General features: G+C 63.4%; 14 protein-coding genes. 7 read left to right on the top strand and 7 right to left on the bottom strand.

The genetic code is table 11. The features are described 5' to 3' along the window. Position 1: 1 nt before the first annotated feature. Genes ATN37_RS03005 through ATN37_RS02995 form a run of 3 tightly spaced genes read right to left on the bottom strand, consistent with a single transcriptional unit; the run spans position 2 to position 4,439 of the window. Positions 2-1,474 (bottom strand): carboxylesterase/lipase family protein, encoded by a 1,473-nt coding sequence (locus tag ATN37_RS03005; RefSeq protein WP_214927469.1) that lies wholly within the window; start codon positions 1,472-1,474, stop codon positions 2-4. Beyond that, positions 1,471-3,000: a carboxylesterase/lipase family protein gene (locus ATN37_RS03000; protein ID WP_218694727.1), complete on the bottom strand. Its 1,530-nt coding sequence runs from the start codon at positions 2,998-3,000 to the stop codon at positions 1,471-1,473. Before ATN37_RS03000 ends, ATN37_RS03005 begins: the two co-directional genes overlap by 4 nt. A 29-nt stretch (positions 3,001-3,029) precedes the next feature. Further along, positions 3,030-4,439, bottom strand: coding sequence for an NAD(P)/FAD-dependent oxidoreductase (locus ATN37_RS02995; RefSeq protein ID WP_042449247.1), 1,410 nt, complete (start codon positions 4,437-4,439; stop codon positions 3,030-3,032). Between the two features lie 82 nt (positions 4,440-4,521). Here ATN37_RS02995 and ATN37_RS02990 point away from each other — a divergent pair, with 82 nt between their 5' ends. After that, positions 4,522-5,274, top strand: coding sequence for an SDR family oxidoreductase (locus ATN37_RS02990; protein ID WP_019744767.1), 753 nt, complete (start codon positions 4,522-4,524; stop codon positions 5,272-5,274). Then, on the top strand, positions 5,274-6,596 hold the full coding sequence (locus ATN37_RS02985; RefSeq protein ID WP_003946361.1) for an NAD(P)/FAD-dependent oxidoreductase: 1,323 nt from the start codon (positions 5,274-5,276) through the stop codon (positions 6,594-6,596). Before ATN37_RS02990 ends, ATN37_RS02985 begins: the two co-directional genes overlap by 1 nt. Before the next feature lie 3 nt (positions 6,597-6,599). Here ATN37_RS02985 and ATN37_RS02980 read toward each other — a convergent pair whose 3' ends face one another. After that, positions 6,600-7,103 (bottom strand): hypothetical protein, encoded by a 504-nt coding sequence (locus tag ATN37_RS02980; protein ID WP_218694726.1) that lies wholly within the window; start codon positions 7,101-7,103, stop codon positions 6,600-6,602. Positions 7,104-7,228: 125 nt separating this feature from the next. Here ATN37_RS02980 and ATN37_RS02975 point away from each other — a divergent pair, with 125 nt between their 5' ends. From ATN37_RS02975 to ATN37_RS02965, 3 genes are read left to right on the top strand one after another with little or no spacing between them, the layout of a single operon-like run. Then, the gene (locus tag ATN37_RS02975) at positions 7,229-7,699 is read left to right on the top strand and encodes a MarR family transcriptional regulator (RefSeq protein ID WP_308125192.1); all 471 of its coding nucleotides are present in this window, start codon (positions 7,229-7,231) and stop codon (positions 7,697-7,699) included. Positions 7,700-7,736: 37 nt separating this feature from the next. Further along, positions 7,737-8,552 carry an ABC transporter ATP-binding protein gene (locus tag ATN37_RS02970; protein WP_374103507.1) on the top strand — a complete coding sequence of 272 codons (816 nt, stop codon included), beginning with the start codon at positions 7,737-7,739 and terminating at the stop codon, positions 8,550-8,552. Next, positions 8,512-9,330, top strand: coding sequence for an ABC transporter permease (locus ATN37_RS02965; RefSeq protein ID WP_007727621.1), 819 nt, complete (start codon positions 8,512-8,514; stop codon positions 9,328-9,330). The genes ATN37_RS02970 and ATN37_RS02965 overlap by 41 nt, the downstream gene beginning before the upstream one ends. 26 nt (positions 9,331-9,356) lie before the next feature. Here ATN37_RS02965 and ATN37_RS02960 read toward each other — a convergent pair whose 3' ends face one another. Next, a complete protein-coding gene (locus ATN37_RS02960) occupies positions 9,357-9,800 on the bottom strand; it encodes a helix-turn-helix domain-containing protein (RefSeq protein WP_003946341.1) in 444 nt (147 codons plus the stop codon). Between the two features lie 553 nt (positions 9,801-10,353). Beyond that, entirely contained in the window at positions 10,354-10,512 is a 159-nt protein-coding gene (locus tag ATN37_RS02955) for a hypothetical protein (RefSeq protein WP_155277906.1), read from the bottom strand. A gap of 210 nt (positions 10,513-10,722) precedes the next feature. On the opposite strand from ATN37_RS02955, the gene ATN37_RS02950 reads away from it, so the two are divergent. After that, a complete protein-coding gene (locus ATN37_RS02950) occupies positions 10,723-11,535 on the top strand; it encodes an FAD:protein FMN transferase (protein WP_007727618.1) in 813 nt (270 codons plus the stop codon). Between the two features lies 1 nt (position 11,536). Here ATN37_RS02950 and pgi read toward each other — a convergent pair whose 3' ends face one another. After that, positions 11,537-13,192, bottom strand: coding sequence for a glucose-6-phosphate isomerase (gene pgi / locus ATN37_RS02945; RefSeq protein WP_007727615.1), 1,656 nt, complete (start codon positions 13,190-13,192; stop codon positions 11,537-11,539). A gap of 92 nt (positions 13,193-13,284) precedes the next feature. Between pgi and ATN37_RS02940 the strand changes: the two genes are divergently transcribed. Beyond that, positions 13,285-14,739, top strand: a complete 1,455-nt coding sequence (locus ATN37_RS02940) for an NAD-dependent succinate-semialdehyde dehydrogenase (RefSeq protein ID WP_007727613.1) — start codon at positions 13,285-13,287, stop codon at positions 14,737-14,739. The last annotated feature ends 14 nt before the right edge of the window (positions 14,740-14,753 follow it).

The following is a 14,753-nucleotide window of genomic DNA, read 5'->3' as shown; positions in this document are numbered from 1 at the left end:
TTCAGCGCCTGTGCTCGTAGCCGATCCAAGCCCGTCGACGCTCACCCATCGGGTCGTTCTCCACTCGGGACGTCTCGTCGAAGATCATTGTTTGCCGCTCCGGTACGGAGTAGGCGGGCCAATCCCGGTCCGGCACTCCGTGGCGGGCGAAATGGATCCAGTGGCGCTGCATGGTGGAGGTCACCGCAGTCAGTCCGCGGCGCCCACCGACCGCTGTCAAGGCCGCGGTGAGTGCATCCGAACGCCCGAAGACCGCAAGCAATTCGGTGGCGTGGGTAGCGCCCATGCCGATGAGTCTGAGCAGGCGAGGCGCAAAATCGTAGCGGTAACTGTAGGTAGGAGCTACCTGGCAATGACCCTGTGCGCAGAGTATCGCGGGCTCCCAGAACGTGATGTCGCCGCCGAGATCTGCGGCAGCAAACCGGTGCGGATACGTGGGATACGCCGCGAGCGCACGTGCTTTCACTTCAGGGGTGGTGTGGGAGAACATCTTCTCGATCCGAACCGGGTCGGTAGGCAAGATGTCGAGAACGCGCGGGAAGATTCTTCCCTCGTGGAGATTCGAACCGACGAGCAGCGGAACGGGGTGGGCGCGTCCGGCGGCGAACACGTCGAGCGGGTGTTCGGGAAGGACGTCGTCACCCACCACGGGGGCAAATGCCCGCGTTCCGGGTTCTTCGTCCGCGCCGCGGCGCGCAAGTTCTTCGCCGGCATCGACCAGGTCCTTCACCGAAGCGGAGCGCAGCCACGATGCCGGATCGGCATCCGGAGCCTGTGCGATCTCGAGGAACTCGCGTGCCCAACGGTGCGCTCGCTCTTTTCCGTATGCCGAAGCAGCCGGCGGACTTTGAGCGATGGCCCGGGCGAACAGCCCTCGTGCCGCCGGCGTTGCCATCAGAGTGGTGACCGCGTTGGCGCCGGACGATTCACCGAAGACGGTGACGGCGTTCGGGTCGCCGCCGAAAGCGGCGATGTTGCGTTGGACCCACGTCATCGCGGCGATCTGATCGCGCAATCCGAGGTTCGTCTCGAATGATCTTTCCGCAGTGGAATATTCACTGAAATCGAGGTAGCCCAACGCGCCGAGACGATATTGGATCGAGACGTAGACGATGTCGCCACGTTCGACCAGGCTAGTTCCGCGGTACATGGGCGTCGACGGATTCCCGCCGTTGTACGCGCCGCCGTGAATGAAAACCATGACCGGTCGCAACGAATCCGACGGTACCTGCGGAGCCACGACATTGACGAAGAGTGAGTTCTCGTCGAAGTTGCTCTTGCGCTGCGGAGACGGAGAGCCGAATGCTTCCGCCGGGCGGACACCATGCCAAGCCTCGACCGGCTGCGGTGCGCGAAATCTCCAAGGACCGGTCGGGGCCGTTGCGTAGGGGATTGCTCGCCAGGTGCGCAGTCCTCGATCGAGGCGCCCGCGTACGACCCCGGAATCGAGAGTGATCTCGAGGGGGCTCGTCACGGTAGGGAGATGTCGGTGCCGTGGCTACGGTAACCGCTGTATCCCGCCCAGGCCAAGCGTTGTTCACGTCTGGGATCGTTCTCGACGCGGACGATCTCGTCGAAGATCATGGTCCGACGCTCCTGCCCCTCGTAGCGCGGCCACGATCCGCGCGGCGAGCCGTGCTCGGCGAAGTGAAGCCAGTGTCCCTGAACAGATTCGGTGACTGCGCGCAGTCCGCGTCGACCGCCGGGAAGGGTGAGGCCGCGCCCGACAAGGGTGTCACCGATGCCGAAGACTGCAAACATCTCGAATCCGTGTGTGGCGTCGAGGCCGAGCCAGCGCATCATCGTCGGCGCGAAGTCGAATCGGTAGGCGTACGTCGGCGCTGATTGTGCGTGCGCTTGCATCAACTCCACGGACGGGTGCCAGAACGTGACGTCTCCGCCGACGTCGATCGCGGACTGCTCGTCCGGGTAGCCGGGATAGGTTGCGAGGATGCGCTTCCCGGCCTCGGGATCGGTGAGGGCAAACATGGTGTCGATGCGCGACGGGTTGGTCGGAAGTGCGTCGAGCACCTTCGGGAACAGCGTCCCCTCCCGTCTGTTGGTGCCGATGATCATCGGCACCTGGTGTGCCGATCCTTCTTTGAATGCGTCCAAGGGGGAGCGCGGCAGGAAGTCGCCGTCGACGACCGGTCCGAAGGGATGTAGTCCAGGTGTGTTCGCGAGTACCTCGGCGCCCAGTCTGCTTCCGGCTCTGCCCAATTCGACGGCTGTCGCCGAGGTCAGGGCCTTCGCGGGTGGTAGGCCGGAATTGAGGATCTCGACGAAACGCGCGCCCCAGGCATGCGATCGCTGCGTGCTCGAGACCAGATCCGGAGCCGAACTCTCGGCGATAGCGCCGGCAAAGAGTCCCTTGGCGGCCGGAGTCGCCATCAGGGTGGTGACGGCGGTGGCTCCGGCGGATTCACCGAAAATCGTGACTTTTTCAGGATCCCCACCGAAGGCGGCGATGTTGCGTTGCACCCACTGCAGGGCCGCGACCTGATCGCGCAGTCCGAGGTTGGAGTCGAATACGCGCTCGGATGTGGAGAACGGGGTGAAATCGAGGTAGCCCAGAGCGCCGAGCCGGTAGTTGATCGAGACGTAGACGACGTCGCCGCGTTCGACGAGGGACACGCCCGAGTACAAGCCGGTGGCCGAGGTCCCGATGGTGTTTGCCCCACCGTGGATGAAAACCATGACGGGACGCGGAGTATTGCCGGTGTTCGGGGGGGCGAGCACGTTGAGCGTCAGGCAGTCCTCGCTGCTCGGCTGGTACTTCCCGGGCGCGAGCAACAGCCCCTTCTTGTGTTGGACAGACGCGTCGCCGAACCTGGTCGCGTCGCGTTCTCCGGTCCACGGCGTGACCGGCTGGGGTCGCGTCAGACGCAGTGTTCCGACCGGCGGCCGGGCGTAGGGAATTCCGCGCCAGGCACGAAGTTTTCCCACCCGGCGGCCGCGCAGGGTGCCGTCGGCCGTGGTCACAAGTATGTCGGACGCCATGTCGCGACTATACGTACTTCGGGAGCGCGTCAGCGGCGAGCCTCCAGCAATCGAAGCCAGACTTCACTGACCGTCGGATACGAGGGCACCGCATGCCAGAGAGTTTCCAGTGGTACGGCGCCGACGACCGCGATTGTCGCCGCATGCACCAGCTCGGATACTTCGGGCCCGGCGAAGGTAGCGCCGAGGATCACGTCGGTGGCCTTGTCGATCACCAACTTCGCGCGCCCAGAGTAGTCGTCGCGCAGCAGCGAAGATCCCGCGACGGCGAGTTCGATCTCCACGACTTCGACGTCGTAGCCGTCGTCGCGAGCTTTCTTCTCGGTGCGTCCCACCCAGGCGATTTCGGGTGAGGTGAACACCACCTGGGGGACCTGTCCGTTGTCCGCCGACGCCGTGTACCGAGGTCCCCTGAGTCCGCGGCTCTCGGCCCGCGCGGCGATGACGTCTCCGCAGACTCTCGCCTGATACTTGCCCATGTGGGTGAGGGGAGAACGACCGTTGATGTCGCCGACGGCGTAGAGCCACTCACCTTGGGCACAGAGGTGATCGTCAGTGGTGACGTACTTGCCGTCCTCGAGGCCGATGACGGACAAGCCGAGATCGGCAGATGTCGGCCCGCGGCCCGCCGCGACGATGACCTCGTCGACTTCGATCACGCCGGACGATGTCTCGATGCTGACGGGTCCACCGTGGATGTGACCTTCGCCGGTGTCCTTGGCATCGGGGCGTGAGACCGAGTTGACGGCAGTGCTCAGTCGAACGTCCACACCGCGGGCGCCGAGTGCTTCGGCCACCATCGTTCCGGCAAACGGTTCTGCTGATTTCAACAGAGCATCGCCCCTCACGAGCAACGTCACGTGAGCGCCGAACGACGACAACCACGTTGCGCACTCCGTTGCGACCACTCCGCCGCCGATGACCGCCACTCGCGACGGAACCTCGTGCAGGTTGGTGGCGTCGCGCGAGGTCCACGGGAGTGCCTCGCGCAATCCCGGTGTCTTCGGGACGGTGGCGGTCGTTCCCGTGGCGAGTACGACGGCCTGGCGGGCACGGAGCTTACGGGTCCCGTCGACGGTCACTGCTCGCTCGCCGTCGATGACCCCGTGGCCTTTGATCACGGTGATGCCCGCGGAGGTTGCCCAGTCGACCTGGGACGAATCGTCGTGGTTGTGGGTGAACGAGTCGCGCCGTTTCAGAATGGCATCGACGTCCAGCGGTCCGGCCGGGATCCCGGGCAAGGCGTCGGCCGCCTCGAGGACCTGCCCCGGGCGCAGTAGTGCCTTGCTGGGCATACAGGCCCAATACGAGCATTCACCACCGACCAGTTCGTGTTCCACGATTGCGGCGGTGCGATTACTTCCGGCGATGGCGTATGCGGCGGCGTTCTCGCCGGCGGGCCCACCGCCGATCACGATGACATCGAATTCGTCGGTCATTGCTCCACGGTATGCCGGATCGGTCCGAGTTCGCTCGGTTACTGCCGGGTACGAGAGCTCGATGGTGGCTACAGTTGCACCCATGACGCGGCAGAAGATTTTGATCACCGGTGCCAGTTCGGGTCTGGGGGAGGAGATGGCCAGGAGATTCGCCGCGGCCGGTCGCGACCTCGCGCTGTGTGCCCGGCGGACGGATCGTCTCGACACGCTGCGAGGGGAGTTGGTGGCGCAGTACCCGTCGATCAGCGTCGCAGTGCGCGAACTCGATGTGACCGAACACGATTCCGTCGTCCGGGTTTTCGGTGAGCTGCGCGACGAGTTGGGTGGCCTGGACCGGGTGATCGTGAACGCCGGGCTCGGCAAGGGCGCCAAGATCGGAACCGGAAAAGCGCACGCGAATCTTGCAACAGCGCAGACGAATTTTGTCGGCGCGCTGTCGCAGTGTGAAGCTGCGCTCGAGATCTTCCGCGCGCAGGACGCCGGACACCTGGTTCTCGTGTCCTCGATAAGCGCGGATCGGGGGCTACCCGGGCCAAAAGCGGCCTATTCGGCAAGCAAGGCCGGGGTAGCGGCTCTGGGTGAGGCGCTCAGTATCGAGTTGGCGCGCACACCTATTCGGGTCACCACCCTGCTGCCGGGCTTCATCAAGACCGACATGTCCGCCGGCGCCGGCGACGACGCAGCGCTCATGGCCAGTCTGGACGAAGGCGTCAGTGCCATGGTCGACGCCATCGAGAAGGAAACCACACGAGCGGCGCTACCCGGCCTCAAGTGGCAAGGGATAGATGCGGCCCTACGATTCCTGCCCAACTCCGTGACAGCGAGGTTTGTCTGATGAGCATCCACATCTCGAACGGTAAGCCCCGCGTAGTGATCGTCGGTGGCGGCTTCGGTGGACTGTACGCAGCGAGACGGCTCAAGAAGGCCGACGTCGAGGTGGTTCTGATCGACCGAGGGACCAGCCACGTCTTCCAGCCCCTGCTATACCAGTGCGCCACGGGTCTGCTCTCCGAAGGGCAGATCGCAAGTCCGCTGCGACATCTGCTCGAGGACAACAAGAACACGAACGTCGTTCTGGGCGAGGCCAAGTCGGTGGACGCCGACGCCGGGATACTGACTGCCAGTCGCTTCGACGGGTCGACCTTCGAATTGCCGTACGACTACCTGATCGTGGCGGCTGGAATGCGCCAGTCGTACCACGGCCAGGACGAGTTCATCAAATGGGCGCCTGGCATGAAAACCCTCGACGACGCTTTGGCGATCAGGCGCAGTCTCATTGCTGCGTTCGAGATGGCCGAATCGCTCCCGACTGCGGAAGAACGTCGACCGTGGCTGACATTCGCCGTGGCGGGCGGCGGACCCACCGGCGTCGAATTAGCCGGACAGATCCGCGAATTGGCGATGCACGCGCTCACCAACGAGTTCCGGTCCATCGACCCTGACGAGGCAAGGGTACTGCTCTTCCACGGCGACGATCGGGTGCTCCCTTCGTTCAGTCGCAAGCTCTCGGCCGCCGCCAAACGTACTCTCGACGGGATCGGCGTCGAGACTCACCTCGGCGTGCACGTCACCGACGTGTGCGAGACCAGCATCGAGACGACGGACAAGAAGACAAAAGAGAAGCGGCAGTACGAGACCCGCACGATTCTGTGGACCGCGGGCGTCGAAGCAGTGCCGTTCGCCGAGGCACTGGCCACGGCGCTGGGTGTGAAGCAGGTCGGCGGTGGCCGCATCGAGGTGGAAGCCGATCTGACCGTTCCCGGCCACCCGAACGTCTACGTGGTGGGCGACCTCATGTCGAGGGACAAACTTGCCGGGGTGGCCGAGGTCGCGATGCAGGGTGGTCGGCACGCCGGTGCCCGGATCGCTGCAACCGTGGAAAACGGAGTGCCCAGCCGAAAACCGTTCAAGTACCGCGATCTTGGAACCGCGGCCTACATTTCGCGACGCCACGCGTTGCTTCAGGCAGGGCCGGTCCAGTTGTCCGGGTTCATCGGATGGGTGTCATGGGGAATCATCCACATCGCGTTCCTCGCGGGGTTCCGCAATCGCGCCAGCACGGTGCTGAACTGGGGCGCAACCCTGGCGTCGAAGACGCGTCGGGAACGGGCAATCACGTACGGCGACCCCGAAACCGCTCGGCAGCCGTACAACTGAGGGTTACTCGGTCTTGAACACGGGGTTTCCGGCGGTGTCGATCATCCACCACAGGCTGCCGACGCTCTGTCCGAGCATGTCGCCGGGAACCTTGTCGTCGAGGTACCGATAGACGGGCTTGCCGTTGACGGTGATCTGGAAAGATCCTTCAGGCCCGTCGACAGTGTCGATGACGGCGTCGATTCCTTCGACGATCGGCGAATCCGTGACCGAGGTGACCGCCGGCCAGTAACGCAGGCACGCTTCGTCGCACGACCCGGCTTGTGAGTTCTCCTCGTCCGGGTTGTAGACGTAGACGGTCATGCCTTCGCCGTCGACGGCGATCGTCCCGAGTGGGGAGTCGGCGGTCTTCAGCAGGGGTGCATCAGCGGCGGCGGGTGGCGACAGCGACGTCGCAATGGCAGTGACGTTGTCTGCGCTGTCCCCGGAATCGAGGGCGTCGGGCGAGCAACCGGTGAGGATCAGGGCGCTACTCGCAACTGTCGCGAACAACCACTGTCTGCGCATGACGTCTCCGTTCTGGGCGGGAGTGCTCGGGACAAGCAATCGGGGATACCCGTTGCGGACGAGCTGAAAACGCCGGGCGTCCGGATTCCTCGACAATAGCTCTGTTACAGAGCTATTGTGAGGTTGTGGATGGAAGCGGAGCAGATCTTGCGGATGACGTCCTGGAGATGCTCGGACAATTGCGCCGGGGCACGAGGAAGGCGTCGGGGCGGCCGTTTGCGGAACGACCGCTCGCCGGCGCCCAGATCGAACTCGTCAGGCTGCTACGACGCAACCCGGGTCTGTCGGTGGCCGAGGCTGCCGGGCGATTGGGTGTCGCGGCAAACACGGTGTCCACCTTGGTGCGGCAGCTCGTCGACGCGGGAGTGATCGAACGGGTTGCCGACGAGGCTGATCGACGCGTCGCGCGATTGGTGCTCGCGGACGAGGCGCGCGCCCGCGTCGAGGTGTGGCGTGATCGCCGGAGTGTGATTGTCGGTCAGGCATTGTCGACTCTGACCGCAGAGGACAGGGCAAGTATCGAGGCTGCTGTACCGGCCCTGTCTCGATTGGCGAGCGCTCTGGCAGCAGCCGGATCGGAAGGCGGGGGGCAGTGAGATGCTGACGCAGTGGTGGAGGAGCCGAGCAGTACACATGCCTGACCCTGACGCACCCGCGGTCGAGATCGACTCGGTCACATACAAGTTCGGCGGTCATCGGGCGGTGGACAACCTGAGTCTGGTCGTCAACGCGGGGGAATGCTTCGGCCTGCTCGGTCCCAACGGCGCAGGAAAGACGACGACGATCAGGTTGCTCAACACGTTACTTCCTCTGCAAGAGGGTGACATTCGAATTCTCGGTCGCTCCGTTCGCAGCGAAGCGATGACCATTCGGCGCTACCTCGGGTACGTGCCACAACAGCTCTCGATCGAAAGCGCATTGACCGCACGCGAGAACGTGACCTGGTTCGCGCGACTGTACGACGTTCCGCGGTCCGAACGACGCGAGCGCGTCGACCAGGCGCTCGAGATGGTGGACCTACTCGATTCAGGTGATCGTCTGGCGTCGGGTTTCTCCGGCGGTATGGTGCGACGTCTCGAACTTGCGCAGGCGCTGGTGAACCGACCGTCGTTGCTGGTGCTCGACGAACCGACGGTGGGGCTGGATCCCATTGCCCGCGAATCCGTCTGGCAGCGAGTGGCGGAGATGCAGAAGCAGTACGGCATGACTGTGCTGCTCACGACGCACTACATGGAAGAAGCGGAGGAGTTGTGTGATCGTGTTGCGTTGATGCATCACGGTGAACTTCGTGCGGTGGGCGAGCCGAGCGCGTTGGCCGCCGAACTGGGGCCGGAGGTCACTCTCGAAGACGTGTTCCGTCACTACACCGGCGACGATCTCACCGGCGACAAGTCAGGAGGTCTCCACGATGTCCGCAGTGCCCGTCGCACAGCGCGCCGCTTGGGCTGATCCCACTACCAACAGTCTTGCTCGATTGCTCTCGAGAATTTACACATTCTGCCTCGTGGAAGTTCAGAAGTTGCGGCACGACCGATCTGAATTGGTCACGCGCGCAATCCAGCCGATCCTCTGGTTGGTGATCTTCGGTCAGACGTTCAGTCATATCCGAGCGATCCCGACTGGCGACGTACCGTATCTCGACTTTCTCGCGCCGGGCATCATTGCGCAGTCCGCGCTTTTTGTTGCGATCTTCTACGGAATCCAGATCATCTGGGAGCGTGACGCGGGAGTCCTCACCAAACTCATGGTGACGCCGACGCCACGAGCCGCGCTGGTCACCGGAAAGGCATTTGCAGCCGGTATCCGTGCGGTCGCCCAGGCCGTGGTCGTAGTCGTTGTAGCGGCGCTGCTGGGCGTGAGCATGACGTGGAACCCGATCAAGCTGCTCGGCGTCGTGGCTGTCGTTGTCCTCGGCTCGGCGTTCTTCGCCTGTCTGTCGGTTGCGATCGCGGGGATCGTGCTCAAACGAGATCGATTGATGGGCATCGGCCAGGCGATCACCATGCCGTTGTTCTTCGCGTCCAACGCTCTGTACCCGGTCGAACTCATGCCGACGTGGGTTCAGTGGCTCAGTCGCATCAATCCGCTGAGTTACGAGGTGTCAGCGCTGCGCGGTCTGCTGATCGGAATGCCGACCGACTACCTCGTCGACTTCGGCGTGCTGATCGGGGCCGCGCTGCTCGGAATCATCACAGCTTCGGCACTATTGGGCCGCTTGACTCGCTGATCTGACTCGCTGAACTTCGCTCCGGACTAGTCGCGAGTGAACGGTGGGGTGTAGGTGCTGCAATCCGGAGGGACGGCCGGGAGTCCTTCGGACGAGCGAAGTTTCTCCGCAATCGATGAGAGCAAGTCCTGCGATTCAGGGGAGAGATCGACCGCTTTTATGGCCAGAGAACGTAATTCGCTGTCGTGGAACTCCTCGACAACCGAACGGTCTTCTTCCGGAATCAGTTCGGGATCTTGGCGAGGTGTCGGGCCGAAGAAGTACTCTGCTGCCACGCCGAAGTAATCGGCCAATGCCAAAACGACTTGCTCCGATGGATTCGTGCGCACACCGCTCCGGAGTTGCGAGAGGTACGGTGTCGAAATCTTGCATCCACGTTGCGAAAGGGCTTCCACAACTTGTGCGTTGGTGAGTCTCGGTGCTGTGGCCGGGTACAAGGCGTTCAAACGGTCCTTGAATGAATCGGTCACAATTCCTCCCTCGAGCGTGACCCAGCGTCACAGCTACTTCGCAGTTTTCACATAGTAGACGACACGGTTATTCTGGACTCTGGTCGAAAGTCCTTTCACCTGCGGATATTTGGCGCAGAAAAATTCCAAAGACTTTGTAAAGTATGTGATTTTCGCCGCGTACTGACCGTTCGTTTTGCCAAGGTGTACGGCGGTAGCGTATAAGCCGAACGGTGGTGGTTACGCCATTGTGCTGCAGGTTCTTTCAGCCGGTCCTATCCATTTTGTGTCGATGCATTCCTGCTCGGTCTGTAACGTGCGAAGCGCTGCCGCCGGGCACCGGGCGTCGTCGTGCCGGCGGTTGGCGCGCCGCGTGTTCGGGACTTCTTCTCGGTGCTCTGCTCGACGCTCGCGCGCAGTGGTGGGCCCGTATTTTGCTGCACTCGAGAGTGAGCGCTCAGGTGTGTCCACCTGCGAAAGTGACGCGCATTGAAAGCGGCCGATTGGTATGTCATCGACGTTGGAACACAGTGTTTCTCGTCGGTCCCCACTTTTTCATGCGGTGACATAAGGTTCATGCGGTGACATCAGCGCCGCCCGGGCGTGTTGCTGCGGCGGACCGGGCTCGAAGCGCAGCCGGCCGGCCAGACATGTCGAGCGTCGACTCTGCGTCTTTCGGATCGGAATTGCCCGCTGCGCCAGTAGTAGTCGACGTCGTCGCAGTCAGGTGCATGTCAGAACCATGTGGAGGAATGCACGTCTTGCACACGGAGGGCGACAGTCCGGGCGGCAATTCTGTCGCACAGATCTACCATCCAGTCCCGCCGTGCGCTGCTTCAACCTGCGGCATGTGTGCCTCGGCCTCGGAAGCGCTTTATGGCACGGGGGTTGCTGACCGGCGCATACTGGTTACAACACAGTGTGTTCGAAGGGCAGGACTGACATGGTCAGTGTCGAGAAGTGGGCGATGTGGGATTCCGCCGTGGAGGTGGACGTCACCGAGGGCGCTGCGCTGCCTACTGCGCACGCGTTGATCGCAGCTGCCATCGACGAAACCGAAGCGGTCTGCGACCTTCGCCGGGGAGACGCCGAGATTCACGCCGTCAACCTCGCTCAGGGAACTCCGGTCAAAGTGACACGACGTATGTCGGCTCTGCTGCGGTCGGCGCTGTGGGCTGCCCGTATGACCGGCGGTGCAGTCAATCCGCTTGCCGACAACTACTCCGAGGACGAATCCATCCCTCCGGTGCACCCGACCCCGACGTTCGAGGACGTACAGCTCGACGGAGACGTGGTGTACGCGCCCTGGGGTGCGTCGTTCGACATCACCGGAGTTGCCAAGGCCGACACCGTCGATCGCGCCGCGCAGATCGTCGCCGCCGAATTACAATGCGGTGTTGCTGTGCGGATCGGCGACGTGATCGCCACGGCCGGCCATGCACCGGCTGGTGGCTGGCAGATTCCGGTGCCGGACAGCGAAGAAGTCGAACTGATCAACGGAACCGCGATGGCGACGGCGCGGGCGCTGGAGCTGCCCTCCTGGGAGCCGAACCAGGAGCGGCCCTCCACGGAATGGGCACAGGTCTCGGTGATTGCTGACGACGCGGTGTGGGCGTACGCCGCGAGCGAGGCTGCGTTGATCCGGGGGATAAGCGCCATCAAATGGGTTGAACAGCAAGAGCTTCGCGCTCGGCTCGTCGACCGATCCGGACGCGTGTACACAACGGAAAGTTGGTTCGGCCCGGCCGCCGCGTGAGTCAGGCCCGTCCGCGCTCTCTGCGGTACCACTGCACCAGAGCATCTGTGGATGTGTCGCCGAGGTCGCCGGGTGCTGCTTCGGAAGAGAGCGCAGGCCCCAGTTCCATGGCTTGTGTCTTGCCGAGTTCGACGCCCCACTGATCGAACGGATTGACACCCCACACCGCACCTTCGACAAATACCTGGTGCTCGTAAAGTGCGATCAGCTGACCTACGACCGAGGGGGTCAGCTCCTTCGCCAAGATAGTGCTCGACGGTCGGTTGCCTGGCATCACCTTGTGTGGCACCAGCTCCGGAGCAGTGCCCTCTGACGCGATTTCTTCGGCAGTCTTCCCGAATGCGAGAACCTTTGTCTGAGCGAAGAAGTTACTCATGAGCAGATCGTGCATTGATCCCGTGCCGTCCGCAGTAGGCAGATCGTCGGTGGATTCCGCGAACCCGATGAAATCGGCAGGCACCAGCCAGGTGCCCTGATGCAGGAGTTGGTAGAAGGCGTGTTGGCCGTTGGTCCCCGGCTCGCCCCAGAAGATCTCACCGGTGGACGTGGTCACCGGTGAGCCGTCGGCGCGAACCGATTTGCCGTTGGACTCCATGGTCAGCTGCTGCAGGTACGCGGGAAAGCGCAGCAAGTCGTTGGAGTAGGGCAGCACTGCGCGGGACTGAGCGCCGAAGAAGTTGGAGTACCAGAGCCCGATGAGGCCGAGGAGGACCGGCGCGTTCTGCTCGAGCGGTTGGTTTCGGAAGTGCGTGTCGATCTGGTGGAAACCGTCGAGAAACTCCGCAAAACGAACGGGTCCGACGGCACACATGACCGACAAGCCGATCGCCGAGTCGACGGAGTAGCGCCCGCCGACCCAATCCCAGAACCCGAACATGTTCGCGGTGTCGATGCCGAACTCCGCCACGCGGTCACCGTGGGTGGAGACTGCGACGAAATGCTTGGCTACGGCCGAGACGTCTTCGCTGCCCAGACCGGCGAACAGCCAACGCTTTGCCGCTGTCGCGTTGGTGAGGGTCTCGAGGGTGGAGAACGTCTTGGATGCGACGATGAAGAGCGTCGTCTCCGGATCGAGGTCGTCGAGCTGTCCGACCAGATCGACAGGGTCGATGTTGGAGACGAACCGGACGCTGATTCCGGCGTCGGCGTAATGCCGTAATGCGCGGTAGACCATCACCGGCCCGAGGTCGGAACCGCCGATGCCGATGTTGACGATGGTGCGGATGCGCTTGCCGGTAGCTCCGGTCCACTCGCCGCTGCGCACACGATCGGCAAAAGCGCCCATCGCGTCCAGAACTTCGTGAACGTCGGCGACGACGTCTTGACCGTCGACGGTCAGCGCAGAATCCTTGGGCAGACGCAGCGCTGTGTGTAGTACGGCGCGGTCTTCGGAAGTGTTGATGTGATCGCCCGCGAACATCGCGTCGCGTCGTGCCTCGACGCCGGCCTCGCGGGCCAGGTCGACGAGCAGCGCGAGAGTCTCGCGGCTGACGCGATGCTTGCTGTAGTCGATGTGAAGATCACCGGCGTCGATCGTCAGCTCTCGCCCGCGGGCTGGATCGTCCTGGAAGAGTTCTCGCAGGTGAACGCCTTCGATGTCGGCGTAATGAGCGCGCAGTTTCTGCCAGGCTGAGGTTCCGGTGATGTCAGTGCTCACGATCATCGACTTTAGTGGCACAAGCTGGAAACTTCCGCGTGAGTCTCGCTCGCGGGCAGACGGACGCGGCTCCGACGAGCATCATGGAACCCATGGACACATTCGAATTCATTCGATCAGTTCCCACCCAGTTGTTCGTCGGCGGTCGGTTCGTGCCCGCGGAGAACAACGCGACCTTCCCGGTGGCGGATCCGGCGACCGGGAAATCGTTGACCGATGTCGCCGATGCGAGCCCCGCGGACGCGCTGCGCGCTCTCGACGAAGCCGTCGCCGTCTCGTCGAAGTGGGCGAGCACACCTGCGCGCGAGCGTGGTGAAATCCTGCGAGCCGTTTTCGAGAAGATCACCGAGCGAGCCGAGGACGTGGCGCTGCTGATGACCCTCGAAATGGGCAAGGCACTCGCCGAAAGTCGCGCCGAGGTGAAGTACGGGGCGGAGTTCTTCCGGTGGTTCAGCGAGGAGGCCGTTCGCATCGGCGGGCGCTACACGCCGGCGCCGGCGGGCAACGGCCGGATCCTTGTCACCAAGGCGCCGGTCGGACCGTGTCTGGCCATCACTCCCTGGAATTTCCCGTTGGCGATGGGTACCCGCAAGATCGGCCCGGCGTTGGCCGCCGGCTGCACGATCATCGTCAAGCCCGCCTCGGAGACCCCGTTGACGATGTTGTTGCTTGCTCAGCTCATGGCCGAAGCCGGGTTGCCCGACGGAGTCCTCTCGGTGTTGCCGACATCGAAATCCGGTGAAGTGACCGGCCCTCTCATCGACGACCCTCGACTGCGCAAGCTCACCTTCACCGGGTCCACCGGCGTCGGCAAGATGCTGGTGGAGAAGTCCGCGAAGCGATTGCTCCGCACGTCGATGGAATTGGGTGGCAACGCACCCTTCGTGGTGTTCGACGACGCGGACGTCGACAAGGCAGTCGAGGGCGCGGTACTGGCGAAGCTTCGCAACGGAGGCGAAGCATGCACCGCCGCCAACCGGTTCCACGTCGCCAACGCCGTGCGTGAAGAGTTCACGACCAAGCTGACCGAGAAGATGGCGACTTTCACGATGGGACCCGGTACCGACCCGGAGACGAAGCTCGGCCCGCTGATCAACCAGAACCAACTCGACACGGTCGCGGAGTTGGTTGCAGATGCGGTGGATGCCGGGGCGAAGGTGCGACTGGGCGGCGAAGCGCCGGGTGGTGAAGGGTACTTCTATCCAGCCACGGTGTTGGCAGACGTTCCGGCCAGCGCGCGGATTCTGAAAGAAGAGGTGTTCGGACCCGTCGCCGCGATCACCGGCTTCGACACCGAAGCCGAGGGAATCGCAGCCGCCAACGACACCGAGTTCGGACTGGCCGCGTACATCTTTACAAGGGATCTCGACCGTGCGCTTCGGGTTTCCGACGCACTGGAATCAGGAATGATCGGCGTCAACCGCGGAGTGATCTCGGACGCGGCAGCGCCGTTCGGTGGCGTGAAGGAATCCGGATTCGGCCGCGAGGGCGGGACCGAGGGGATCGAGGAATACCTGAACACGAAGTACATCGCGCTCGAGAGCTGATACACACGCGAACG

Origin of the sequence: Rhodococcus sp. MH15 (genome assembly GCF_019266045.1) — a bacterium.
GTDB lineage: Bacteria > Actinomycetota > Actinomycetes > Mycobacteriales > Mycobacteriaceae > Rhodococcus_F > Rhodococcus_F qingshengii.
The sequence above is the reverse complement of the archived record's forward strand: the minus strand, read 5'-3'. Positions and strand labels throughout refer to the sequence as shown.